Here is a 25,400-nt window from a genome sequence, read left to right as displayed (position 1 = left end):
ACCGTGGGATATGCGCTCCCCCATCGACGACTACCTCGAACGCGTACTCTCCGAATGCCGCGACGACGACGGCGGTGAGGTCGCGAGCGGCAATCGTGAACTCGAGCAGGCGGATCCGTCGTCGTTCGGTATCGCCCTGGCCACCATCGACGGCACCGTGTACACCGCCGGCGACGCCGATCACGAGTTCTCCATCCAGTCCATCGGCAAGGTCCCGGCCTACGCACTCGCCCTGCGCGACCGCGGGCTCGACGCCGTACTCGAACGCGTCGACACCGAACCGTCCGGCGACGCCTTCAACGAGATCTCGCTCGAGGCCGAGACCGGTCGGCCGCGCAACGCGCTGATCAACGCGGGCGCCGTCGCCGTGCACGGGATGATCAACGGCGCGGATCCCAACGAACGCGTCGACCGCGTCATCGACCTCGTCAGCACTCTCGCCGGACGCGAGGTCTCGGTCGACAAGGAGGTCGACCGCGCTGAACTCGCCTCCGACGACCACAACACCGCGCTGGCCTACCTGCTGCGCTCGGCGGGCAAACTCGACTGCGAACCCGACGAGGTCGTCGACGGGTACGCAGCCCAGTGTTCGATCCGGGTCTCCTGCCGCGACCTCGCCGTCATGGGGTCGGTACTCGCCAACGGCGGACTGTCGACCGGCGACGACGAGCGCATCCTGGAAGGCTGGATCACCCGGCACGTCCTGTCGGTCATGGCCACGTGCGGCATGTACGACGGCAGCGGCAGCTGGATGGCGACGGTCGGAATCCCCGCGAAAAGCGGTGTCAGCGGCGCGATCCTGGGCGTACTGCCCGGCCAGGTCGGGCTCGCGGTGTGGTCACCGCGGCTCGACCGACGGGGCAACAGCGTGCGCGGCGTCGCCGTTTTCGAACGGCTGTCGCGCGACATGGAACTGCACATGATGCACGTGGCCCCCACCGGTCGGCCCGCGCTGCGATCGGTGACCGAACACGACGGCACTACAGTCGTCGAGCTGCAGGGCGATGTGCGCTTCGCGGGTGCGGAAATCCTCGCCAGCCGTGCGTGCGAGGGGTTCGGCACCGAGGCCGTCGTCCTCGACCTGACCCACGTGCGGGTACTGGACGACGCCGCGCGGCGCCTCATCGGTGAGGTGGCCCGGCGCCTCGGCGACGACTACGACGTCCGCATCGAAGACCCCGAAGGCCTCCTGGACGACGCTTCGGCTGACGACGACTTCTCGGATGGCGACGACATCCCGGACAGCGACGACACCCCGGACAGCGACGACTCCTAGAGATCTCGGGACAAGTCCTGGCCCGGGGCAGTCAGCTCGCGGCGCTTCGCCAGCGGCGGCACGCCGAACCAGCGTCGGCAACTGCGGGTCAGCGTGCTCTGCTCGGAGTATCCGATCTGCCGCGCCACCGCCGCCAGTGGGACACCCCGATTCGACAGCAGTGAGACGGCGAGGTCGCGGCGCGCGTCGTCGACGAGTTGCTCGAACGTCGCGCCCTCGTCGGCCAGACCCCGCTGCACCGCACGCGGGTGCATCATCAGCAGCTTCGACACCGCCTCCAGCGTGGCCGCCCCCGCCGGCAGGGCGCGCACGATCAGCGCCGAGACCGCCTCGCCGAAGGCCCTCTCGCGATCGTGTCCGGTCATGAATCGGATGGCCACGTCGTAGGCCAGGGGGTCGACCCGCCGCAACGTCTGCTGCATCACCCCGCGCGGGAAGACCACCAGGTTGGCCGGCGCCTCGAACTCGACCGGGCAACCGAAATAGTCGGTGTAGACGCGCGGCTCGGACATCGCCGGGTGCGCCAAGGTGATCCGGTTCGCGCGGAAGCCGTGGCCCAGCGTCATCGCGAACGTCGACCGGGTGACGCCCATCGCGAGTTCGACGACGTGCGGTCGGTACGGCACACGCTGCAGCACGGTATCGAACTCGTAGGCGACCTCCCGCTCGCCGTAGTGCATCTGGGCGGTGATGGCCGGGCTGTACACGTGCGCGAAGGCCGAGACCTGTCGAAACGAGTCGCCGACGGTCTCGGCGTTGCGGGCGGCGATCGCGACCGGGCCGAGGATGTCGGGGTCCTGCCGGGCGGCGAGGCGCAGCCCGAAGTCGGGGACGTCGAACTCGGCCGCGCACAGACCGATGACCGTCGACAGAGCGGTGAACGGGACGAACCGGTCGTACGCGCCGACGACGGCCGGGTCGATGCCGACGCGACCGAGGATCGCGCGGGCATCTCCATCGTGTTCGGCAATCAGTTCGGGTAACTGACTGAGCGAGGATGCGCAGATCAGGTCGGCCATGGCATCAACTGTCAAGAAGTCGTCATGAGATGTCAAGAAATCCGATCTGGGTGGGAGTGATCATGGACACACGCCGCCGACCGCTCGACGGCCGACACACTCAGCGAGGAGTACCCATGACCACCATCGACACCGTCCGCACGAGTTTCTTCATCGACGGCGGCTGGCGCGCGCCGGCCGGTTCGGCGACGATCCCGGTCATCTCCCCGCTCACCGAGGAGCAGTTCGGCTCGGTACCCGAAGCCACCACCGCCGACGTCGACGCGGCCGTCGAGGCCGCCCGCACCGCGTTCCGGTCGTCGGGCTGGCGCGACCTGTCCCCTGCCGACCGTGCCGCACACCTGCGCCGGTTCGCCGACGAGCTCGACAAGCGCGCCGAGGATCGCGCGTCGGCGGTGACGTCCGAGAACGGCATGCCGATCGCGCTGGCGCGGTTCGCCGAGGGCGCCGCCCCGGTCCAACTGCTGCGCTATTACGCCGACCTCGTCGAGTCCACCCCGGTGGAGGAGACGCGTACCAGCCAGCCGTTGCCCGGCTCGACGATCGTGCGCCGCGAGGCCATCGGCGTCGTCGGGGCGATCGCACCGTGGAACTTCCCCGCGATCCTCTCGATGTTCAAGATCGCGCCCGCGCTGGCCGCCGGCTGCACCGTGGTTCTCAAGCCATCCCCCGAGACGAGCCTCGACGCGTACGTCCTCGCCGAGGCGGCCATCGCCGCCGACCTGCCCGCCGGTGTCCTCAACATCGTCAACGGCGGCAGCGAGATCGGCCGTCACCTGGTGTCGCACCCGCACATCGACAAGGTCGCGTTCACCGGCTCGACCCCGGCCGGCCGCGAGATCGGCCGCGTCTGTGGCGAACTCATCCGTCCGGTGACCCTCGAACTCGGCGGCAAGTCCGCGGCGCTGGTGCTCGACGACGCCGATCTCGAGCAGACCGTCGGCGGACTCGCCACCGCATCCCTACTTAACACCGGCCAGACCTGCTACATGTCCACCCGAATTTTGGTGCCCGGCAGCCGTTATGACGAGTACCTCGATGCGATCAGCGCGATGTGCGCGTCGCTGCCGGTCGGTGACCCGAAGGACGAGAACGTCGCGGTCGGTCCGCTCGCCAGCGGCCGGCACCGGGATCGGGTGCTGTCGCTGATCGAACGCGGCCGCACCGAGGGTGGCACGGTCACCACCGGTGGCGGGACGCCGTCGGGGGTCGACCGCGGGTTCTTCGTCGAGCCAACCGTTTTCGCCGGCATCGACAACTCGGCCACCATCGCCCGCGAAGAGGTCTTCGGCCCGGTCCTGACCGTGCTGCGCTACGACGACGTCGACGACGCCATCGCGCTCGCCAACGATTCGTCGTACGGGCTCGGCGGAACGGTGTGGACCTCCGATCCCGATCGCGGCGTCGACGTCGCCCGTCGCGTCGAGACCGGCTCGTTCGGCGTCAACTACTTCAACCTCGACTGGGGTTCGCCCTTCGGTGGCGTCAAGGCCAGCGGCATCGGCCGCGAGCTCGGCCCCGAGGGCCTGGCCGCCTACCAGGACCTCAAGTCGATCTTCCTGCCCGCCTGACACCCGTCTCGTCCATTCACACTCGTACACAACATATTCCAAGGAGGCGATCGGCCATGTCCGATGCCGGAGTCACTGCTGCCAAGGCACTGGTGAATGACACCCTCGCCCTGCTCGACCGGCTCACGCCCGCCGACTGGGCGGCCGACAGCGCCTGCCACGGCTGGCGCGTCCACGACGTCGTCACCCACATGGGCTTCTTCTTCAACTTCATCGCCGACCCCGACCTGGTCTTCCCCGACAATCCGAGCGGAAAGTCCGAGCGACTCAACGACGCCGCGGTGCACGAGCGGGCCGACTGGTCGTCGGAACAGGCTGTCGAGTATTACCGCGCGCAGTCCGAGGCCGGCCTCGCGACCCTGGCCGCGTTACAGGGCGAAGATCTCCGTGACCAGCCGCTGGACATGCTCGACCTGGGCACCTACCGGCTGCGCCAGCTCAGCGACGCCGTCGCCTTCGACCACCTCGTGCATCTCACCAGCGACCTGATGCAGCCGTTCGGACCGCTGGACGCCGCCGAGGTGTCGGTGAGTGCGGCCATCGATCCCGCCATCGACTGGATGATCGCCGGCCTGCCCCAGATGAACGGTGCGGCACTGTATCCCACACTCGTGAGCCCGATCGGCCTGCGGCTCACCGGCGCGACGGATCGCTCGTTCGTCCTCGACCGCGACACCGCGGGCACGATCGTCACCGTGCGCGAGACCGCCGACCTGCCGGCCGATGTCGCCACCTCCTCGGCCACCGACTTCCTGCGCTGGGGCACCACCCGCAGCGCCTGGCGCTCGGCGGTCACCGTCAGCGGCGACCGACAGCGCGTCGCAGGCGTCCTCGACGCCGTCGACATCGTCTGAACTCACTCAATTCGTCTCACCCAGAACAGAAACGGAGTACCCCCATGTCCGAGTACCTGAAGGACAAGGTCATCGTCATTACCGGCGCCGGAAGCGGCTTCGGCAAGCTGATCGCGGAGAAGACCGCGGCCGCCGGCGCGCACGTCGTCGGAGTCGACGTCAACGCCGACAACGTCAACGCCGTCGTCGAGGGCATCCGCGCGGCCGGTGGTTCGGCGCTCGCCCAGGTCGCCGACGTCACCGACATGGAGCAGGTCGCCGCGGCGGCGAACGCCACCGTGGAGAAGTTCGGCGCCATCGACGTCCTCGTCAACAACGCCGGCGTCATGCCGCTCGCCTACTTCGCCGACCACGCCCGCGCCTGGCAGAAGTGGCACGCCGCCATCGACATCAACATCAAGGGCGTCGTCAACGGCATCTCCGCGGTCTACGACCAGATGATCGCGCAGGGTCGCGGCCAGGTCGTCAACATCTCGTCGATCTACGGCAATGCCGGCATCGAGGGTTCGGGCGTGTACAGCGCGACCAAGGCCGCGGTCACCACCATCTCGGACTCATTGCGCATCGAGGCCAAGGGCAAGATCAAGGTCACCACCGTCAAGCCGACCGGCATCACCGGCACCAACCTCGCCAGCTGGATCGTCAACGACACCGCGATCATGGGCCTCGTCGGCCAGCGCGCCGCCTCTTACGGCGAGCACGTCACGGCCCTCATGAACGACGACCTGCCCGCCGAACTCACCGACGTCGACTCCATCAAGTACTGGCTGATCAAGCCCGAGGATCTCGCCGACGCCGTCGTCCACGTCATCGACCAGCCCTGGGGCATCAGCCTTTCCGATGTCACCGTGCGCGCCAGCGGCGAGGACTACCTGTACTGATCGACCGGTTCGACCCGCTAGGAGCTTTCTGATGTACCCCGGAGCCCACCTCTCCACCCGACCCAACGATCCCGCGGTCATCATGGCCGACTCTGGTGAAACGGTCACCTTCACCCAGTTGGAGACCCGGTCGATCCAGGTCGCCCGGGCCCTGGCCGACCGCGGCCTGCGTCCCGGCGACCACCTCGCGGTGCTCGCCACCAACACCGCGCGGATCTTCGACATCTATTGGGCGGCAATGCGGTCGGGCCTCTACCTGAGCATGGTGAACTGGCACCTCACCGCCGCCGAGAGCGCCTACATCGTGACCGACTGCGGCGCGAAGGCCCTCATCGTCGACGCCGCTCTCGCCGACCTCGGCGCCGAGCTGATCCCGCTCACCCCCGGCGTCGAGACACGTTTCGCCTACTCCGGCCGGATCGAGGGCCACAACGATCTCGACGCCGCCGCGGCGACGCAGTCGACCGAACCGCTCGCCGACCAGCCGCGAGGCGCGGACATGCTGTACTCGTCCGGCACCACCGGACGACCGAAGGGCATCAAGCCCGAACTGCCGAACCGGCAGGTCGACGAGCCCGGCGACACCATGATCGCGATGAACCAGTCCGTGTGGGGCGTCGGTCCCGACACGGTGTACCTGTCACCGGCACCGCTGTATCACGCTGCGCCGCTTCGCACCTGCGCCTCGGTACAGGCCCCGGGCGGCACAGTGGTGGTGATGGAGCGGTTCGACGCGGAACGGGCGCTGGCCCTCATCGAGGAACACCGCGTCACCTACAGCCAGTGGGTGCCGACGATGTTCGTGCGCATGCTCCGACTTCCCGAGGAGGTGCGGGCCCGGTACGACACGTCGAGCCTGAAGGTCGCGGTGCACGCCGCGGCGCCGTGTCCCGTCGACGTCAAACGGGCCATGATCGACTGGTGGGGTCCGATCCTGTCCGAGTACTACTCGTCCACCGAGCTCAACGGTCTCACCATCGTCGACACCCCGGAGTGGCTGGAGTACCCGGGCACGGTGGGGCGCGCCGTCCTCGGCACCATCCGGGTCTGCGATCCCGACGGCACCGAGGTGCCGCCGGGAACGATCGGCACGATCTACTTCGAGCGCGACCGGCTACCGTTCGAGTACCACAACGATCCCGAGAAAACCCGTGGCGCACAGCATCCCGAGCATCCGACATGGACGACCACCGGCGATGTCGGTTACGTCGACGACGAGGGTCACCTGTTCCTCACCGACCGCGACTCGTTCCTGATCATCTCCGGCGGGGTCAACATCTACCCGCGGGAGATCGAGGACGCGCTCCTCGCCCACCCGTCGGTGCTCGACGCCGCGGTCATCGGCGTACCCGACCCCGATCTCGGCGAGCGGGTGACGGCGGTCGTGCAACCGGTCGAGGGACAGGACGGGGGCGACGAGCTCGCCGATGCATTGTTGGATCACCTCCGACCGCGGATCGCGAAGTTCAAGCTGCCGCGCGAGGTCATCTTCCGGGACACGTTGCCGCGCACGCCGACCGGGAAGTTGGTCAAGCGCAAGCTGTGACCCTTCGAGACGCACCGTCCGCAAGCACCGGGCGCTCCTCACACCTAGTGATAGCTGGAAGGGCTCAAGGAGCAGGGTGTGACACCTCCCGAAAACTGCGCACCGTGGCATCCGGCCGGTCCTAGACTGGCCGGATGTCGGGAAGATTGTTGCGCTGGTGCATCGCGGTTGTTGCCGCGATCGTGGTGTTCGTCGGTGTGACACCGTCGGCAGTGACAGCAGCGCCGGCGGCCGTGTCGTCGTCCGACATCGCCACCGAATGTGCGGGCAAGCCCGTCCGGGTCGCAGCCCGCTGGTACTTCCCGCCCGGTGAACCCTCGGCGATCGTGTGGTTGCAGCACGGTTTCTCCCGCACGGCGGCCAATCTCGACTCCGTGGCCCGCGCATATGCGCAAGCCGGGTTCCTCGTCGTGAGTCCGACGCTGGACTCGGTCAACCTCGGCGGGTGCGCCGTCGCGTACAACATCGCCGACAACGCCGCGTTCGCGCGGACCATCGGCGGGGTCTTCGGTTCCGGCCGGGACACCGGCAGTCCGCTCGCGACAAGCCTTCGCAAAGCACGCGATTCCGCCCACCGCCCCGACGTGACGATGCCGTATCGGATGATCTTCTCCGGACACTCGGCCGGCGGCGAGTTCGTCGTCGTGGCGGCCGACGCACTCCGCCGCGCCGACCCCGTCGCCTACCGACGCCTGGCCGGCCTCATGCTGTTCGACCCCGTCAACTCGTTCTTCGGCGTCAACTTCGCCACCGCCGCAGCATCTCTCGCCGCCGCCGAGCTACCGATCCGGGTCATCGCGTCGCAACCGTCGGTATCCAACAACTTCGGGCAAGGCGTGTCCGTCCTCCAGGAGACAACGCGGCAGGAGTTTGTCGGCTCGCGCCTGGTGACCGGAATCCACATCGACGCCGAAGGCGAGTCGACCGACCTGATCGGCGAACTGTCCGAGCTCGCCGTGCCGCGTCCCCGCAACGGGCGGGTCATCCGCACGCTGGCCACCGGCTGGTCGTCGGACATGGTGGCCGACACCGCGACCCCGACCTACTACCCCGGCGGCCGTTACTACGACCTGCTGCTCGAAACCCGCACCGTCACAACACTGCCCGTTCCCTAGAAACGACGCGGCCCCCGCACTCGCGATGAGTGCGGGGGCCGCGTCGTCTTGTCCTAGCGCCTACCGGTAGTCGTTGGAGAACCCGTAGTCGTCCAGCGGCACCGCAGCGCCGGCCGGAGCACCGAAGGTGCCGTCCGGGCTGTAGTAGGTGTCGTCGTAGGACGGCACCGCGTACGCCGCGGCACGAGCTTCCTCGGTCGGCTGAACCTGGATGTTGCGGTAGCGGTTGATACCGGTACCGGCCGGGATCAACTTACCGATGATCACGTTCTCCTTCAGACCGATCAGCTTGTCGCTGCGGCTGTTGATCGCCGCGTCGGTCAGGACACGCGTGGTCTCCTGGAACGACGCCGCCGACAGCCACGACTCGGTCGCCAGCGAGGCCTTGGTGATACCCATCAGCACCGGACGTCCGGCAGCGGGCTCGCCACCCTCGGTCACGACCTGACGGTTGGCCGCCTCGAACTCGGCGCGCTCGACGAGCGAACCGGGCAGGAACTCGGTCGAACCGTGATCGATGATCGTCACGCGACGCAGCATCTGACGCACGATGGTCTCGATGTGCTTGTCGTGGATCGACACACCCTGGCTGCGGTAGACCTCCTGGACCTCGTTGACCAGGTGGATCTGCACCTGACGGGGACCCATGACACGGAGCACCTCGTGCGGGTTGGCCGAGCCCTCCATGAGCTGCTGGCCGACCTCGACGTGGTCACCGTCGGCGAGGAGCCGCTCGGAACCGTCGTCGTGCTTGAACACGCGCAGACGCTGGCGCTTCGAGATCTTGTCGATGACAACCTCTTCCGAACCATCGTCCGGGATGAGGGTGATCTTGTAGAAGCGGTCGTCGTCCTCGAGGCGCACCCGGCCGGAGACCTCCGCGATCGGCGCCACGCCCTTGGGCACGCGGGCCTCGAAGAGCTCCTGGACACGCGGCAGACCACCGGTGATGTCGTCACCGACGCCACCCTGGTGGAACGTACGCATCGTCAGCTGGGTACCGGGCTCACCGATCGACTGGGCCGCGATGATACCGACGGCCTCGCCGATGTCGACGAGCTTGCCGGTGGCCATCGAACGGCCGTAGCACATCGCACACACACCGGTGCCGGTCCCACAGGTCAGGACCGAGCGGACCTTCACCTGCGTGATGCCGGCGGCGAGCAGGGCCTCGATGGCCGGGTCGCCCAGGTCGTGACCGCGCTCGACGATGACGTTGCCGTCGGCGTCGACCGCGTCCTGCGCCAGCGTGCGGGCGTAGGTCGAGGTCTCGACGTGCGCGTCACGGATGAGCGTGCCGTCGGCCTGCTTCTCGGCGATGGTCGTGGTGATGCCACGCTCGGTGCCACAGTCGGTCTCGCGCACGATGACGTCCTGCGACACGTCCACCAGACGACGGGTCAGGTAACCCGAGTCGGCGGTACGAAGCGCGGTGTCGGCCAGACCCTTTCGGGCACCGTGCGTGTTGATGAAGTACTCGGCCACGGTCAGGCCCTCGCGGAACGAGGACTTGATCGGACGCGGGATGAACTCACCCTTCGGGTTGGTCACCAGACCCTTCATGCCCGCCAGCGAGCGGATCTGGGTCATGTTGCCCGCCGCACCCGACTTCACGATCATCGGGATCGGGTTGTCGTCCGGGTAGTGCGCCTCCATGGCCGCGCCGACCTCTTCGGTCGCCTGCTTCCAGATCTCGACGAGGGAGTCACGACGCTCGTCCGGGGTGAGGGCACCGCGCTGGAACTTGCGCTCCAGACCGTCGGCCCGCTCCTCGTACTTGTCGAGGATCTCCGCCTTCTGCGGCGGCACCAGCACGTCGGCCATCGAGACGGTGACGCCCGAACGGGTGGCCCAGTAGAAGCCGACGTCCTTCAGCTTGTCGACGGTCTGGGCGACCACGATCATCGGGTAGCGCTCGGCGAGATCGTTGATGATCACGGCCTGACGCTTCTTCGGCATCTGCTCGTTGACGAACGGGTACTCGATCGGCAGCAGCTCGTTGAACAGCACCCGGCCCAGCGTGGTCTCGATGTCCCACGGCGAGCCGTACTTCCAGCCGTCGGGGAACTGCTCGGCCTCGATGTCGGCCGGCGGACGCTGGTCGGTCAGACGCACCTTGATGCGCGACTGCACGGTCAGCACACCGCGGTCGACGGCCATGATGGCCTCGGCCGGGGTCGAGTAGACACCACGCTCGACGTCGTCGCCGTTCGCCGGGGTGTACTCGCCCGCCGCACCCTCCTTGAGGGTGGTCAGGTAGTACAGACCGGTCACCATGTCCAGACGCGGCATGGCGAGCGGACGGCCCGACGCCGGCGACAGGATGTTGTTCGACGACAGCATCAGGATGCGCGCCTCGGCCTGCGCCTCCGCCGACAGCGGGAGGTGCACGGCCATCTGGTCACCGTCGAAGTCGGCGTTGAAGGCCTCACACACCAGCGGGTGGAGCTGAATGGCCTTGCCCTCCACCAGCTGCGGCTCGAAGGCCTGGATGCCGAGGCGGTGCAGCGTCGGTGCACGGTTCAGCAGAACCGGGTGCTCGGCGATGACCTCTTCGAGGACGTCCCACACCGCGGGGCGCTGACGCTCGACCATGCGCTTGGCCGACTTGATGTTCTGCGCCTGGTTCAGGTCGACCAGACGCTTCATCACGAACGGCTTGAACAGCTCGAGAGCCATCAGCTTCGGCAGACCGCACTGGTGCAGCTTCAGCTGCGGACCGACCACGATGACCGAACGGCCCGAGTAGTCGACGCGCTTGCCGAGCAGGTTCTGACGGAAACGACCCTGCTTGCCCTTGAGCAGATCGCTCAACGACTTCAGCGGGCGGTTGCCCGGCCCGGTGACCGGACGGCCACGACGACCGTTGTCGAACAGGGCGTCGACCGACTCCTGCAGCATCCGCTTCTCGTTGTTGACGATGATCTCGGGAGCACCCAGATCGATCAGTCGCTTGAGGCGGTTGTTGCGGTTGATGACGCGGCGGTACAGATCGTTGAGGTCGGAGGTCGCGAAGCGGCCACCGTCGAGCTGCACCATCGGACGCAGCTCCGGCGGGATCACCGGAACGGCGTCGAGAACCATGCCCAGCGGCGAGTTGCCCGACTGCTGGAACGCCGCGACGACCTTGAGTCGCTTGAGCGCGCGCAGCTTCTTCTGGCCCTTGCCGCTGCGGATGGTCTCGCGCAGCGACTCGGCCTCGGCGTCGATGTCGAAGGTCTCCAGGAGCTTCTTGATCGCCTCGGCACCCATCGAACCCTGGAAGTACTCGCCGTAGCGCTCTTCGAGCTGACGGTAGAGCTTCTCGTCGATGATGAGGTCGCCCGGGGCGAGCTTGACGAACTTGTCCCAGATCTCCTCGAGACCGTCGAGCTCACGCTGGGCGGCGTCGCGCATACGACGCATCTCGCGGTCGGCACCGTCGCGCACCTTGCGGCGCACGTCGGCCTTGGCGCCCTCGGCCTCCAGCTCGGCGAGATCCTGCTCGAGCTTCTGCTGACGCTCGTTGAGGTCGACGTCGCGCTGATCGGCGACGGCCTTCTTCTCGACCTCCATCTCGGCCTCGAGCGTCGAGAGCTCGTTGTGCCGGAGCTCGTCGTCGACCGCGGTGATCACGTAGGCGGCGAAGTAGATGATCTTCTCGAGATCCTTCGGCGCCAGGTCGAGCAGGTAGCCCAGCCGGCTCGGCACACCCTTGAAGTACCAGATGTGCGTGACCGGGGCGGCCAGCTCGATGTGGCCCATGCGCTCACGGCGCACCTTGGCCTTGGTCACCTCGACGCCGCAGCGCTCACAGATGATGCCCTTGAAGCGGACGCGCTTGTACTTGCCGCAGTAGCACTCCCAGTCGCGGGTCGGGCCGAAGATCTTCTCGCAGAACAGGCCGTCCTTCTCCGGCTTGAGCGTGCGGTAGTTGATCGTCTCCGGCTTCTTGACCTCACCGTATGACCAGTTGTGGATGTCGTCGGCCGTGGCCAGGCCGATCTTCAGTTCGTCGAAAAAGTTGACGTCGAGCACTTGTTACCTTTCCAGAGCTCTGTTGTCAGTAGCCGGGGCGAAACCCGGCCGGGTGAGGGTCAGATCAGTTGGCGAGATCGTCGACGGTGGCCGACTCGTTGCGCGACAGGTTGATGCCGAGGTTGGCAGCGGCGCGCTCCAGGTCCTCGTCGTCGGTGTCGTGCATCTCGATGGCGGCACCGTCGGAGCTGAGCACCTCGACGTTCAGGCACAGCGACTGAAGCTCCTTCAGCAGCACCTTGAACGACTCGGGGATACCCGGCTCCGGGATGTTCTCGCCCTTGACGATCGCCTCGTAGACCTTGACGCGGCCCACCACGTCGTCCGACTTGATGGTCAGCAGTTCCTGCAGCGTGTACGCCGCACCGTAGGCCTGCATGGCCCAGCACTCCATCTCACCGAAGCGCTGACCACCGAACTGCGCCTTACCACCCAGCGGCTGCTGGGTGATCATCGAGTACGGGCCGGTCGAACGAGCGTGGATCTTGTCGTCGACCAGGTGGTGCAGCTTGATGATGTACATGTAGCCGACCGACACCGGGTACGGGAACGGCTCGCCGGAACGACCGTCGAACAGCGTCGCCTTGCCGTCGCCGTTGACCATGACCTCACCGTCGCGGTTCGGCAGCGTCGAGGACAGCAGTCCGGTCAGCTCCTCCTCGCGGGCGCCGTCGAACACCGGGGTGGCGGTGTTGGTGTCGGGCTCGGCCGAGTACATGTCCTCGGGCAGACGCGACGCCCACTCCGGCACACCCTCGGCGACGTTGATGTTCCAGCCGGCCTTGGCCACCCACCCGAGGTGGGTCTCCAGGATCTGGCCGATGTTCATACGCCGCGGCACACCGTGGGTGTTGAGGATGATGTCGACGGGGGTGCCATCGGGCAGGAACGGCATGTCCTCCTGCGGGAGGATCTTGCCGATGACGCCCTTGTTGCCGTGACGACCGGCGAGCTTGTCGCCGTCCTGGATCTTGCGCTTCTGGGCCACGTACACGCGGACCAGCTCGTTGACGCCGGGAGCCAGGTCGTCGTCGTCCTCGCGGCTGAACACGCGCACGCCGATGACCTTGCCGGTCTCGCCGTGCGGCACCTTCAGCGACGTGTCGCGGACCTCACGGGCCTTCTCACCGAAGATGGCACGCAGCAGACGCTCTTCCGGGGTCAGCTCGGTCTCGCCCTTCGGGGTGACCTTGCCGACCAGGATGTCGCCGTCGCGGACCTCGGCACCGATGCGCACGATGCCGCGCTCGTCGAGATCGGCGAGGACCTCGTCGGAGACGTTCGGGATGTCCCGGGTGATCTCCTCGGCACCGAGCTTGGTGTCGCGGGCGTCGATCTCGTGCTCCTCGATGTGGATCGAGGTGAGCACGTCCTCCTCCACGAGCCGCTGGCTCAGGATGATCGCGTCCTCGTAGTTGTGGCCCTCCCACGGCATGATCGCCACGAGCAGGTTCTTGCCGAGCGCCATCTCACCGTTCTCGGTGCAGGGGCCGTCGGCGAGGACCTGGCCGGACTCCACGCGCTGACCCTCGTCCACGATCGGACGCTGGTTGGCGCAGGTGCCGTGGTTGGAGCGCGCGAACTTGCGCATCCGGTACGTGTCGCGGGTGCCGTCGTCGGACATGACGGTGATGTAGTCGGCCGAGACCTCTTCCACCACACCGGTCTTCGACGACACGATGACGTCACCGGCGTCGACGGCGGCACGCAGCTCCATGCCGGTACCGACCAGCGGCGACTCGTTGCGCACCAGCGGCACGGCCTGACGCTGCATGTTCGCACCCATCAGGGCGCGGTTGGCGTCGTCGTGCTCGAGGAACGGGATCATCGCGGTCGCGACGGACACCATCTGACGCGGCGAGACGTCGAGGTATTCGACATCGGTCGCGCCGACGAACTCCACCTCGGAGCCCTTCTTGCGCACCAGGACACGCTCGTCGGTGATGCGGCCGCTGGCGTCGAAGTTGGTGTTCGCCTGACCGATGAGGAAGCGGTCCTCCTCGTCGGCGGTCATGTACTCGATGTCATCGGAGACGACGCCGTCGACGACCTTGCGGTACGGGGTCTCGATGAATCCGAACGGGTTGACCCGCGCGTACACCGAGAGCGAACCGATCAGACCGATGTTCGGACCCTCAGGGGTCTCGATCGGGCACATGCGGCCGTAGTGCGACGGGTGCACGTCGCGCACCTCGAGGCCGGCACGCTCACGGCTCAGACCACCCGGGCCCAGCGCCGACAGACGACGCTTGTGGGTCAGACCCGACAGCGGGTTGTTCTGGTCCATGAACTGCGACAGCTGGCTGGTTCCGAAGAACTCCTTGATCGCCGCCACGACGGGACGGATGTTGATCAGGGTCTGCGGGGTGATCGCCTCGACGTCCTGAGTGGTCATGCGCTCACGCACAACACGCTCCATACGCGAGAGGCCCACGCGGATCTGGTTCTGGATCAGCTCGCCGACGGTACGCAGGCGACGGTTGCCGAAGTGGTCGATGTCGTCGACCTCGACGGGCACCTCGACGCCACCGGGGACGGTCATGTAGGTGGTGGTGTGCGGGTCGGCCTCGTGCAGACGCACCAGGTACTCGACGGTCGCGATGATGTCCTCGCGGGTCAGCGTGGACTCGCCCACCATCGGGTTGCCCGTCAGGCCCAGCTTCTTGTTGACCTTGTAGCGGCCCACGCGGGCGAGGTCGTAACGCTTGTCCTTGAAGAACAGGTTCTCCAGGAGGTTCTCCGCGGACTCCTTGGTCGGCGGCTCACCCGGGCGCAGCTTGCGGTAGACCTCCAGCAGCGCCTCGTCCTGGCTGCCGGTGTTGTCCTTCTCCAGCGTCGACATCATGATCTCGGAGAACCCGAACCGCTCGGTGATCTCCTCGGCGGTGAAGCCCAGCGCCTTGAGCAGCACGGTGACCGGCTGACGGCGCTTGCGGTCGATACGCACACCCACGGTGTCGCGCTTGTCGACGTCGAACTCGAGCCACGCACCGCGACCCGGGATCACCTTGACGGTGTGCAGGGTCTTCTCGGTGGTCTTGTCGATCGAGGCGTCGAAGTACACGCCGGGGCTGCGGACCAGCTGGCTCACCACGACACGCTCGGTGCCGTTGATGATGAAGCTGCCCTTTTCGGTCATGATCGGGAAGTCGCCCATGAAGACGGTCTGCGACTTGATCTCGCCGGTGTTGTTGTTGATGAACTCCGCGGTGACGAACAGCGGCGCCGCGTAGGTCATGTCCTTGTCCTTGCACTCCTCGACGGAGGCCTTGACCTCGTCGAAGTGCGGCTCGGAGAACGACAGGGACATCGAACCGGAGAAGTCCTCGATCGGGGACAGCTCGTGGAGGATGTCCTCGAGGCCACCGGTCGGGTTCTCGTCGCCGCGGGCGATCGCCTTCGCGCGCCACTCCGGCGAACCGACGAGCCATTCGAACGAATCGAGTTGGAGGTCGAGGAGGCCCGGGACCTCCAGCGGCTCGCTGATCTTTGCAAACGACGCGCGATGCGGCGCGCCGGGGATTGTTGAGGTGGACTGGCGGTTGACTGCCAAGATGCGTCCTTCCAACACGACGTTATTCACAACCTAGATGTGCAGTACGTGGCTTGATGGGCCGTTCGCTGGTGACACCCTGGAATCGGCGATCACCGCAGCACACACGTCTAGAGAGTGGCCGAAGAAGGATCGATAGATGGACAGGAGGCAGCCAGCGCAACGTCCAACTGTAGCAGAAAATAGACGCACTTTGTCAAGCCGTCTGGAAAGCGATTTCGCGCGGGTGGCTGCCTGCACGTCGATCGCTGGTCACAGCCTGGCCCGACATCGCCGCCACGTCAAGCGCTACGCGCGAATTTCGCGAAGTCGGTGTCGAACTCGGCGTCCGACCTGGTGATGAGGGGGCGACGCACCTCGATCAGAAGGGCTCGACCGCCCGGATCCGCCACTGGTCGCCCTCACGCACCATCGCGAACTGGGCGCGCGGTGCACCGCTGTTGGTGGCCATGCTGTTCTGCGTCTCGCTCACCACCAGGTTCGCGATGACGGTCGCGGTCGCGCCGTCGTCGGCGCCGGAGAGGTCCCGGACGCCGATCGCGTCGACCCGGCACTCCGCACCCGTCTTGGTCTGCGTGATCAGCTCGCGCTGCGCCTTCAGCGTCTCGTCGAACTCCGTGCGGGCCTGCCCGGTCAGCGCGTCCTGCGCCCGCCGCTGCCACTCGTCGAGTTCGGTGTGGTCGTACCCGAACACCGCGCAGATCCGCTCCTGGGCCTGCGAGGTGAGCTGCGATGTCGACTCCTGGTCCACGAACGCCTTGTTCGGTCCGATCTCGGCGCCCGGATGGAACGCGAGGATGGCAGCGATGACGAACAACACGGCCGCGATGCCCGCCAGCACTCCGGTACGGATGCCGAGGGGATTGCGGGAGGCACCCCTCCCCCGCCGGTCCCGCTTGCCGGGACGCCGGCCCATCGGCCGGTTCGGCTTGTCGGGCGATCCGGCCGGCGCCGGGGTGTCTCCGCGGCGCAGGGTCGAGACCCGCGCGACCGGTTTGGGCTTGGGTTTGGGCGACTCGGCTGTGGTCGACTCCGCCGTCGCCGACTTCTCGAGGCTGACGGCGTCGGTTTCTGCGGTGTCGGTTTCCGCGGTGGCGTCACCAGGCCCTTCGTGGCTCGTCGCTCTCGCTCCTCGCACCTCAGGGAGCAGTGGGGCTTCCGCTTTCGCTCCTCGCAACTCAGGGGGCAGTGGGGTGTCAGCCCTCGTGGTGTCGTCACCAGGCCCTTCGAGGCTCGTCGCCTTCGCTTCTCGCACCTCAGAGGGCGGGGAGGTCCGGCCGGCGACCTTCGGGGTCGGGCGGCGCTTCGGGGTGGGCTTCTTCTTACCGCGGTCCGGTGCCATCAGTTGCCCCCTTCCGGAGCCGGGGCCGGGGCCGCGGGGGCGGGCGCACCGCCGCCGTCGGCGTAGGCGATGCCCTCCAGACCGAGGATGTTCTCGGCCTTCCAGGCGTCGCCGTCCTTGGTCATGCTGACGTCGAAGCCGCGTGTCTCGTCGATCCCGGGCTGGCCGGGGCGTTCGAGCGTCGTCACGACGTAGACGAGCACCTTGGCCTTCTGCTCGTCGGCGTCGACCTCGCTCGGTGCGCTGCGCAAGAGCCGCGCGTTCAGCTTGGCGGTGTTCGGTCCGGCGGTCCCGAGCATGTCGAGCACGTTGCCGCCCTCACCGTCTTTCTCACTGCCGAGCACCTCGTCCTTGGCCTTCCCGGTCAGGGACGCCTCCGCACGCTTGCGGAAGCCGTCGATGTCGGCCGGGTCGATCGTCGTGATGTTGAGGACGGCCTGCTCGGCGGCCTGGGTGGCGGCGTCGCGCGTCTCCTGCGCCGGGTACTCGTCGAAGTAGACGTTGTAGGCCCGCACACCGAACACGGCGACGAGCACCACGCCGACCACGACCGCCACGGCAGCCAGGACGAACGGTGCGGACTTCGCCGCCCGCCGCAGGGCGGGACGGGGGCCGCCGGGCTTGTTCTCTGTCGGTTCTGCGGTGACAGTCATCGGGAACACACTGTATATATCGCTCCTGAGCGCAAGCCAAGGCCGAGGTTCGGACCGTGGGAGGTCCGATCAGGGGCGGCGACGCTCGTCGGGTGGTCGGGTCTAGCGCGGCCGGACGCCGAGCAGCGCTGCGAGCTGCTGGGCGAGCGGGTTGAGGTTGAGCTTGTCGGGATCCTTCTTGGGGGTGTTGTCCCACGGCTGCGGGTACGCCGGATTGGCGTACTGGGCCCGCTCAGCACTTCGGACGCCGGTCGGATTACCCAGCGGCACAGTGCACTTCGCTTCGGTGTTGAAGGCGAAGTCGTCGTAGCGGGGATCGAAGTCCGGGTTGTTGCGCCGAGCCTCGGCGAGGACCGCGTCGGTGCCCTCGTAGCCACGGGTACAGGCCGCGGGGTTGTTGGTCTCCAGGACGACACCGAAGTGGATCTGGCCGTCGCCCGGCGCGGGTGCGTGGCTGCCCGCCGACAGCGCGGAGAGCATCGCGAACGTCGTCGACGTCGTGTAGGTCGCCGGCTCGATCGTGCGGGCCACCTCGGCGAGATCCTTCACGACCTTCGACAGGTCGTTGCCGTTCTTCTGGATCAGCTCCGAGATCTGCGTCGCCGACAACGTGCCCGTGGTGAGCAGTCGCCGCAGGTCGGGATCGGCCGAGGCGAGGGTCGCGGTCACCAGGTTCAGGTTGCGCGACCAGGTCAGGATCGCGTCGGACTGGTCGGCCTGCGTGTCGAGCACGACGTTCGAGTTCTGAATGAGCGCGACCGTCTCGCTCAGGTTGTCGACGCCGGCCCGCGAGAGCTTGCCGAGTGAGTCGACGAGGCGGGTCAGGTTCTCGCCCTGGCCGTTGAACGCGTTGCCGAGTTCGGTGATGACCGTGTTCAGGTCGTCGACCGGGATCGAATCGGTGAAGTCGATCGCCGAGGCCACCACGTCCTCGAGCGGCTCGGGCAGCACGTACTTGGTGATCGTGTCGCCGCCCTTCAGGTACGGCCCCTCCGACGACGTCGGCTGCAGATCGACGAACTGCTCACCGATCGCCGACCGGTTCGCGACGACCGCGGTCGCCGACGCCGGGATCTCCGGCCCGCCCGAGTCGATGTCGAGAGCGACGTCCACACCGTCGGGCGTCAGCGTCAGCTTGCCGACGCGACCCACGGGCACACCCTGATAGGTGACCTCGGCGTTGGTGAAGATGCCGCCGGAGTCGGGCAGCTTGGCGGTGACGGTGTACATGCCGACACCGGCCAGTTTGTCCAGACGGGCGTACTTCGCGCCCACGTAGACCAGCGCCACCAGGCCGACGACGACGAACACGATCAGCTGGATCTTGACGAGCTTGCCGATCATCGTCCACCTCCTGACGGGTCGGATGCCGGGTTCCCGGCGGACGCCGCCGGAGCGAGCCCCATGGCGGCCAGCGGACCGTCGAGGATGCCCTGACCGGGCACCGCCGGGGTCGGCATCTGACCGGCCGCGTCGGCCGGGCGCGAGAACGAGGCGGGGTAGGTGCCACCCGACGGCGGGGTGTTCGGTCCCGGACGTGAGTTCGGGGCCGGCGGGAGCAGCGTGATCGTCGGCCAGCCGTAGCGCGGGCCGTTGCCGCGGTAGTACGGGTTGCGCCGGTCGACCGGAACGTTCACCCGAGCGGGCGGGACGTACCTCGGGGTCCCCTGGCCGACACCGAGCGCCTCGAGCTGATTGAGCACGCGGAGGTCCAGCGTCATGAACAGGTTGGTCGAGTCACCGCGCACACCCGGAAGCAACCAGTCCGGGAACGGATGCGTGAGCATCAGCGGCGCGGCGGTGATCAGATCCGGAGCCGCCGCGGCGAGCTGCGTCAGCACCGGCCGCAACGCCTTCAGGTCGTTGATCAGCGCCTTGCGCGACTTGCCCAGCACGTCGGTACCGACCTGGCCGAGCTCGTCGAGCTTGGTCAGCAGTTCGACGAACTGCGGACGCTGCTCCTCGAGCACCTCGACGCCCGCGGGCAGCTGCTTGAGGATGCGGTCGATCTGCGCGGTCTGCGCGGCGGTCCGGGTGGACAGCTCGGCCAGGCCGTCGATCGCGGTGATGATGTCGTCGCGCTGACGGTTGAGGCCGGCGATCAGGTCCTCGGTCTCGCCGATCAGGTCGCGCACCTTGTCTGTCCGGCCGTCGAGTGCCTTGTTGAGCTCGGTGACGATCGGCTGCAGCTGGTTGAGGCCACCGCCGTTGAGCAGCAGCGCGAGCGCCCCGAGGACCTGTTCGATGTCGGTGGCGGTCCGTGTCCGCGACACCGGGATCGGCTGGTCCGGGTTCTGGCGCGGCGCGTCGGCACTGCCGTCGGGCTCGGTGAGCGACACGAACTTCTCACCGAGCAGCGAGGTCTGCTGCACGCTCGCCTCGGCCTCATCGGACAGGTCGACGTTGTTCTGCACCTCGACGGTGACCTGGGCGAACCACTGATCGTTGGGCACCTCGACCTTGGTCACGCGCCCGACCGGGATCCCGTCGCGCTTGACCATCGACTGCGGCACGAGGTCGAGCACGTCGTCGAACTGGATCTTGTACGTGCGCGCGTTGTCGCCTGTGTTCACGCCGCCGGGCAGCGGGATCGACTGGATGCCGTTGGACATACAGCCGGTCACCAGCAGGGTCAGCGACAGCGCCGCGCCGGCCATCGCCGTACGCATCGACGTGCGGTTCATCAGTTGCCTCCCCGGGGTCGCGGGGTGGTCGACGAGGAGGCCGGGGCCCGCTCCGACGGCGGGTTGCCGATCTCCGGATCGGGGTTGCCCGGGACGGTGCCCGGCACCGGCGCACGCTGCAGTTTGTTGTTGCTCATGATGCCGAAGGGCAGCACGGGCAGCAGCGGCTCGAGGACGCCTTCCTGGATCTGCTCACCGATCTCCTCGCACTGGCTGATCAGCGGCCGCAGGGTGTCGCTGAACTGATCGGCGGCCGGGTTGCCCGGCAGCAGCTTGCCGAGGTCGAGCAGGCGACACTGGGCACCGATCAGATCCTGCAGGTCCGGGATCGTCAGGCGCATCGACAGCGTGCCCGACTCGGCGTCGTAGGCGTTGATCAGGTTGTTCACCGTGATCGGCAGCACGGTCAGGACCTCTTTGAGGTTGTTCTTCTGATCGAGCAGGGCCTGGGTCGTCGGCTGCAGGTCCTTCACCGTCTCCCCGATCTGCTCACGGTTGTCGGCGAGGAACGTCGCCACGTCGCCGAGAGCGATCGACAGCTTGTTCAGCGCGGCGGCGAGCTGCTCGCGCTCACCGGCGAGGAACTGGTTGAACGAGGCCATCTGCGTGTTGAACTGCCGCACCTGGGCGTCGTTCTCGCGCAGCGCGCCGACGAAGACGTTCAGGTTCTTGACGGTGTCGAAGAGGTTGCCGCGCGAGTCGCTGAGCGTCGTCGACGCTTTCGACAATCCCTCGATGGCCGCGCCGAGCTTCTCGCCGTTGCCCTCGAGGTTCTCCGCGCCGGTGGTGACGAGTTCACTCACCGCACCCTGCCGACCGGTGCCGTCGGTCTTGTTGGCGCCGTCGGGGCCGAGTGCGTCGGACAGCTCCTTGACACTCGCGTAGATCTGGTCGACCTCCACCGGGACCATTGTCTGGTCGACGGAGAGGGTGAGGTCGCGCGGCGCCTTCTCCCCGCCCGTGTAGGCCGGGGTCAGCTGCACGTAACGATCCGCGACGACCGACGGGATGATCTGCACCGCACGGACATCCGCGGGCAGCTCGACACCGCGGTCGACGGTCATCGTCACCTTGACGGTGTCGCCCTCCGGCGTGACCGAGTCGACCTTGCCGACCGCCACCCCGAGCACCCGGACATCGGAGCCCTCGTAGATGCCGACCGACCGCTTGAAGGTCGCGGTGATCTTGGTGGTGCCGACCGAGGTGAACACCCACCACAGCGCACCCGCGACGATGAGAGCGAGGATCAGCCCGATCACGAGCACCACGATGTGCCGCGGCGTGAACCATCGACCGGGACCCGAGTTCTGGGTCAGGTCTGGTGCGGTCATCAGCCGACCCCCGTTCCGGCCTGGTTCTCCATGGCCTGCTTGTTCGGCGGCCGCGTCGTGTTCTGCTGCGGCAGCGCCGGCGGCAGGAGGTTCACGACCGACGACTCGAACCATCGACCGTTGCCGAGCACGTTCGCGTACAGGCGGTAGAAGGGCGCCATGTACTTGATCGAGTCGCGGATGTTCTGGTTCTGCCGCTGCAGCAGCTCGTTCACGCCCTTCAGCGCGTCGAGTGCCGGTCCGATCTGTTCCTCGTTGTCGCGCACGATGCCGGTGAGCGAATCACCAAGGCTCGTGGTGCTGGCCAGCAACGCCGAGATGTTGCGCTGGCGGTTGTTCAGCTCGTCGAGCAACTGACCGGCGCCGCCGATGAGGCGCACGAACTCCTCGTTGCGGTCGGCGAGGATCTTCGAGGTGTCCTTCGTCGCGGCGAGCAGTCGCTGCACCTCTTGGTCGCGGCTCGAGATCGTCTGCGACAGACGGGCGATGCCGTCGAGCGCCGGTCCCGTGGTACCCGCGGTCCCCGAGAAGGTGTCCGACAGCACGCGCATCGACTCGGCCAGCTGGTCGTTGTCGAGTTCGCCGATCTGCTCGGCCGCACCGGAGAACGCCTCGATGACGTCGTACGGGGCGACCGTGTCGGTCAGCGGGACGTCGGGATCGGCGGGCTCGCTGCCACGCGGATTCAGCGACAGGAACTTCTGACCGAGGATCGTCTTGATCTGGATCGTCGCCTGGGTCTGGTCACCGATCCAGGTGTTCTCCACCCGGAAGGACACGTTGACGCGGTCACCGTCCAGGGTGACGTCGTCGACCTCGCCCACCTTCACGCCCGCGACGCGGACCTCGTTGCCCGGCTTGAGGCCGGCGGCCTCGGTGAACTTCGCCGTGTAGCGCGCACCCGCGCCGAGCAGCGGCAGTTCGGCGAGATAGAACGAGCTGAGTCCGAGCATCATCAGGATGAGGATGCCGATGGCGCCGATGCTGACCGGGCTGCGCCGGCCGCCGAAGCGCCGGTGCGGATGCTGCACCGGGGCGTCAGCCGCGTCGCGTTCGTCGTCGTTCACATTCGGGTCACGCGGGTTCGGATCGTTGTTGTCTGCCATCGTGGTCACCCCCCTGGCCGGTCGTCGGCCCAGCAGCGCGTCGCCGCACTGGTGTAGAGCACATGGTTGATGTCGGGCAGCGGGACCAGCGGTTGCGTCAGCACCGGCGACTTGCCGTTGCCCGCCACCACGTCGATACCGCACAGGTAGAACTGGAACCAGGAACCGAATGTCGCTGCGCGGCCGATCTTCTGGAGCTTGATCGGCAGATTGGTCAGCGTCTCCTCGATGTCCTCGTCGCGCGCGTTGATCTGGTCGGCGAGCGACTTCAGGCCGGCGATGTCGCCCTGGATGGACGGCCGTGTCGCACCGAGGATGTTCGCCGTGACCGAGGTCAGGTTTGAGACCGAGGTGATCGCCGAACCCACCGAACCGCGTTGCGCCGCAAGGCCTGTCACGAGCTTCTCGGTGTTGTCGAGCAGGCTGGTGAACTGTTCGTCGTTGCGGTTGACGGTGTCGAGGACCTTGGTGAGGTTCGTGATCAGCTCACCGATGACCTTGTCCTTGTCGGCGATCGCGTTCGTCAGATCGGCGGTGTCGCTGACCAGACGGGTGATCGAACCGCCCTGACCGTCGAAGATCGCGATGATCTGCTCGGTCAGCTTGTTCACGTCGGAGGCCGAGAGCTGCTGGAACAGCGGTCGGAATCCGTTGAACAGCTCGGTCAGGTTGACCGGCGGGTGGGTGTCCTTGACGCCCGGGTTCAGGCCGAAGGTGTGCCCCTGCGCGACCGTCTGCGACGGATCGCCCGCCCCGCGCTCGAGCGCGAGGTACCGGAGCCCGGTCAGGTTGCGGTAGCGGATGAAGAGCTGGGTCCCGTCCGGCAGCCGGTCGCGGTCGACGTTGAACGCGACCTTCGCCTTGTTGCGGTCGTAGACCTCGACGCTCTCGACCTGTCCCACACGCACACCGGCGATGCGCACGTCGTCGCCCGGGTTGAGCAGCGTGGCGTCGGTGAAGACGGCGTTGAACTTCGCGTCCCCGTCACCGCCCGCATTGGCGATGGTGACGGCGAGCAGACTCGTGGTCACCACCGTGACCACGCCGAAGATGACCAGCTTGATCAGCGGTCCGACGATCGACTTCATTTGATGTCGACCTTCGCACCCTGCAGCGCACCGCCGCCGATCATGGTCACCCAGGTGGGCACCTCTTCGGGCGCCTTGCCCGAGGTGGCGCCATAGATGACCTGCAGCTGCTTGCGGTAGTCCGGGTCGTCGAACGGGTTGGACTCCACTGCGACCGGCTTCGCGCCCGGCGCCGCCGAGACCGACCCCGCGGGGACGCCGCTGAATTGCGGCTGCGGCAGCTCGGGCATCGTGCGCGGGCCGGGGTTACGGGACGGGGGCTGGTAGCTGCCGTCGGCGAGCGAACCACCCGGGTACTGCGGGAACGGGCGGTTGCCACCCATCTTGGGGTCGTAGCACACGGCCGGCGGATCGAGGTCCATGAAGCGGGGTTCGTCCTGGTTCGGTAGGTAACGGCCACGGGGATTGGCGAACTGGAGGTTCACGCGCACACCCGGATTCTTGGTGCCCTGGCCGACGATCTTGCGCGACTCCGGGATCAGACCCGCGAAGTTGCGGAAGGTGCACACGAACGCCGGCGACTGCTTGGCGAGTCCGACGAGGAGTTCCTCGGAGTCGACGGCCAGGTCGATGAGGTCGGTGCGGTTGGCACGCAGCCAGCCGGTCAGGTCGTCGGACGCGACACCCAGGGTGGCGATGAGGGTCCGCAGGTCGTCCTGGCGTTCGACGATGGTGTTCGTCGTCGTGCGCAGGGAGTCGAGCGCGTCGACCACGTCGGGCAGCGCCTCGGAGTAGGTCTGCGAGAAGCTGGCCAGCCCCTCGAGGGTGCCCTCGAGTTCGGGGAGGTTCTCGTTGATCTCGCCGAAGATCTGGTCGAGTTCCTCCAGCGTCGTGCCCAGCTGTTCACCGCGGCCCGAGAGTGCCGACGACAGCGAGGTCAGCGTGGCGTTCAGATCCTGCGGCGGGATCGCCTCGAGGACCGGGAGCAGCTTGTCGAACAACTGCTGGATTTCCAGCGCGTTGCCGCTCTGGTCGGTCTGGATCGTCGCACCGTTGCTCAGCGTCGGCCCGGAGTTGTCCTCCGGCACCTGCAGGGCGACGTAGCGCTCGCCGAACAGGGTCTTCGGCAGGATGCGCGCGGTGGTCTCGGCCGACAACGTCGACGCCTGATCGGGGTTGAGTCCCAACACGACTTCGACGGAACCGTCGGGTCCGGGCTTGACCTCGCGCACCTCGCCGACGGTCATGCCGCGGGCCTTGACGTCGGCGTTCGCCGGCAGCGCGTTGCCGGTCGAGTCGGTCAGCAACGTGACGTCGGTGAACTCGGTGAACGTCTTGTTGAACTTGGTGATCGTCAAGGTGAGGAACAACGCGACCACGAGGAAGAAGACGAGTCCGAGCAACCGTTTACGCAGCAGCGTCAC

At 67.3% G+C, this 25,400-nt stretch carries 17 protein-coding genes; 6 read left to right on the top strand and 11 right to left on the bottom strand.

What is annotated here, in order from left to right:
• The first annotated feature begins 10 nt into the window (after positions 1-10).
• Positions 11-1,276 (top strand): glutaminase A, encoded by a 1,266-nt coding sequence (gene glsA, locus GR168_RS05365; protein ID WP_159370222.1) that lies wholly within the window; start codon positions 11-13, stop codon positions 1,274-1,276.
• Here the strand turns inward: glsA and GR168_RS05360 are convergent.
• Positions 1,273-2,295 (bottom strand): AraC family transcriptional regulator, encoded by a 1,023-nt coding sequence (locus GR168_RS05360; protein ID WP_065629277.1) that lies wholly within the window; start codon positions 2,293-2,295, stop codon positions 1,273-1,275. The two genes, glsA and GR168_RS05360, sit on opposite strands and share 4 nt — an antisense overlap.
• Positions 2,296-2,411: 116 nt before the next feature.
• Between GR168_RS05360 and GR168_RS05355 the strand changes: the two genes are divergently transcribed.
• The 5 genes from GR168_RS05355 (at position 2,412) to GR168_RS05335 (ending at position 8,262) form a co-directional block, all read left to right on the top strand.
• Positions 2,412-3,866 carry an aldehyde dehydrogenase gene (locus GR168_RS05355; protein ID WP_159370221.1) on the top strand — a complete coding sequence of 485 codons (1,455 nt, stop codon included), beginning with the start codon at positions 2,412-2,414 and terminating at the stop codon, positions 3,864-3,866.
• Between the two features lie 56 nt (positions 3,867-3,922).
• Positions 3,923-4,720 (top strand): maleylpyruvate isomerase N-terminal domain-containing protein, encoded by a 798-nt coding sequence (locus GR168_RS05350; protein ID WP_159370220.1) that lies wholly within the window; start codon positions 3,923-3,925, stop codon positions 4,718-4,720.
• Between the two features lie 44 nt (positions 4,721-4,764).
• A complete protein-coding gene (locus GR168_RS05345) occupies positions 4,765-5,601 on the top strand; it encodes an SDR family oxidoreductase (RefSeq protein WP_159370219.1) in 837 nt (278 codons plus the stop codon).
• Positions 5,602-5,632: 31 nt separating this feature from the next.
• Positions 5,633-7,147 carry an acyl-CoA synthetase gene (locus GR168_RS05340; protein ID WP_159370218.1) on the top strand — a complete coding sequence of 505 codons (1,515 nt, stop codon included), beginning with the start codon at positions 5,633-5,635 and terminating at the stop codon, positions 7,145-7,147.
• 134 nt (positions 7,148-7,281) lie between these two features.
• The gene (locus GR168_RS05335) at positions 7,282-8,262 is read left to right on the top strand and encodes an alpha/beta hydrolase (RefSeq protein WP_159370217.1); all 981 of its coding nucleotides are present in this window, start codon (positions 7,282-7,284) and stop codon (positions 8,260-8,262) included.
• Positions 8,263-8,322: 60 nt separating this feature from the next.
• On the opposite strand, the gene GR168_RS05330 is transcribed toward GR168_RS05335, so the two are convergent.
• The 10 genes from GR168_RS05330 to GR168_RS05285 form a co-directional block, all read right to left on the bottom strand.
• On the bottom strand, positions 8,323-12,279 hold the full coding sequence (locus GR168_RS05330; RefSeq protein WP_058253299.1) for a DNA-directed RNA polymerase subunit beta': 3,957 nt from the start codon (positions 12,277-12,279) through the stop codon (positions 8,323-8,325).
• Between the two features lie 64 nt (positions 12,280-12,343).
• Positions 12,344-15,850: a DNA-directed RNA polymerase subunit beta gene (locus GR168_RS05325; RefSeq protein WP_159370216.1), complete on the bottom strand. Its 3,507-nt coding sequence runs from the start codon at positions 15,848-15,850 to the stop codon at positions 12,344-12,346.
• Between the two features lie 343 nt (positions 15,851-16,193).
• On the bottom strand, positions 16,194-17,174 hold the full coding sequence (locus tag GR168_RS05320; RefSeq protein ID WP_159370215.1) for a hypothetical protein: 981 nt from the start codon (positions 17,172-17,174) through the stop codon (positions 16,194-16,196).
• A complete protein-coding gene (locus GR168_RS05315) occupies positions 17,174-17,827 on the bottom strand; it encodes a hypothetical protein (protein ID WP_238995025.1) in 654 nt (217 codons plus the stop codon). Before GR168_RS05315 ends, GR168_RS05320 begins: the two co-directional genes overlap by 1 nt.
• Before the next feature lie 102 nt (positions 17,828-17,929).
• Positions 17,930-19,171: an MCE family protein gene (locus GR168_RS05310; RefSeq protein WP_159370213.1), complete on the bottom strand. Its 1,242-nt coding sequence runs from the start codon at positions 19,169-19,171 to the stop codon at positions 17,930-17,932.
• Positions 19,168-20,511 carry an MCE family protein gene (locus GR168_RS05305; protein ID WP_159370212.1) on the bottom strand — a complete coding sequence of 448 codons (1,344 nt, stop codon included), beginning with the start codon at positions 20,509-20,511 and terminating at the stop codon, positions 19,168-19,170. The genes GR168_RS05310 and GR168_RS05305 overlap by 4 nt, the downstream gene beginning before the upstream one ends.
• On the bottom strand, positions 20,511-21,842 hold the full coding sequence (locus GR168_RS05300; protein ID WP_058253303.1) for an MCE family protein: 1,332 nt from the start codon (positions 21,840-21,842) through the stop codon (positions 20,511-20,513). The genes GR168_RS05305 and GR168_RS05300 overlap by 1 nt, the downstream gene beginning before the upstream one ends.
• Positions 21,842-22,948, bottom strand: coding sequence for an MCE family protein (locus GR168_RS05295; RefSeq protein WP_203235897.1), 1,107 nt, complete (start codon positions 22,946-22,948; stop codon positions 21,842-21,844). Before GR168_RS05295 ends, GR168_RS05300 begins: the two co-directional genes overlap by 1 nt.
• A gap of 5 nt (positions 22,949-22,953) precedes the next feature.
• Positions 22,954-24,036 (bottom strand): MlaD family protein, encoded by a 1,083-nt coding sequence (locus GR168_RS05290; protein WP_058253304.1) that lies wholly within the window; start codon positions 24,034-24,036, stop codon positions 22,954-22,956.
• Positions 24,033-25,400, bottom strand: a complete 1,368-nt coding sequence (locus GR168_RS05285; RefSeq protein ID WP_065629267.1) for an MCE family protein — start codon at positions 25,398-25,400, stop codon at positions 24,033-24,035. Before GR168_RS05285 ends, GR168_RS05290 begins: the two co-directional genes overlap by 4 nt.

Origin of the sequence: Gordonia sp. JH63 (genome assembly GCF_009856645.1) — a bacterium.
Taxonomy (GTDB): Bacteria; Actinomycetota; Actinomycetes; order Mycobacteriales; family Mycobacteriaceae; genus Gordonia; species Gordonia hongkongensis.
The sequence above is the reverse complement of the archived record's forward strand: the minus strand, read 5'-3'. Positions and strand labels throughout refer to the sequence as shown.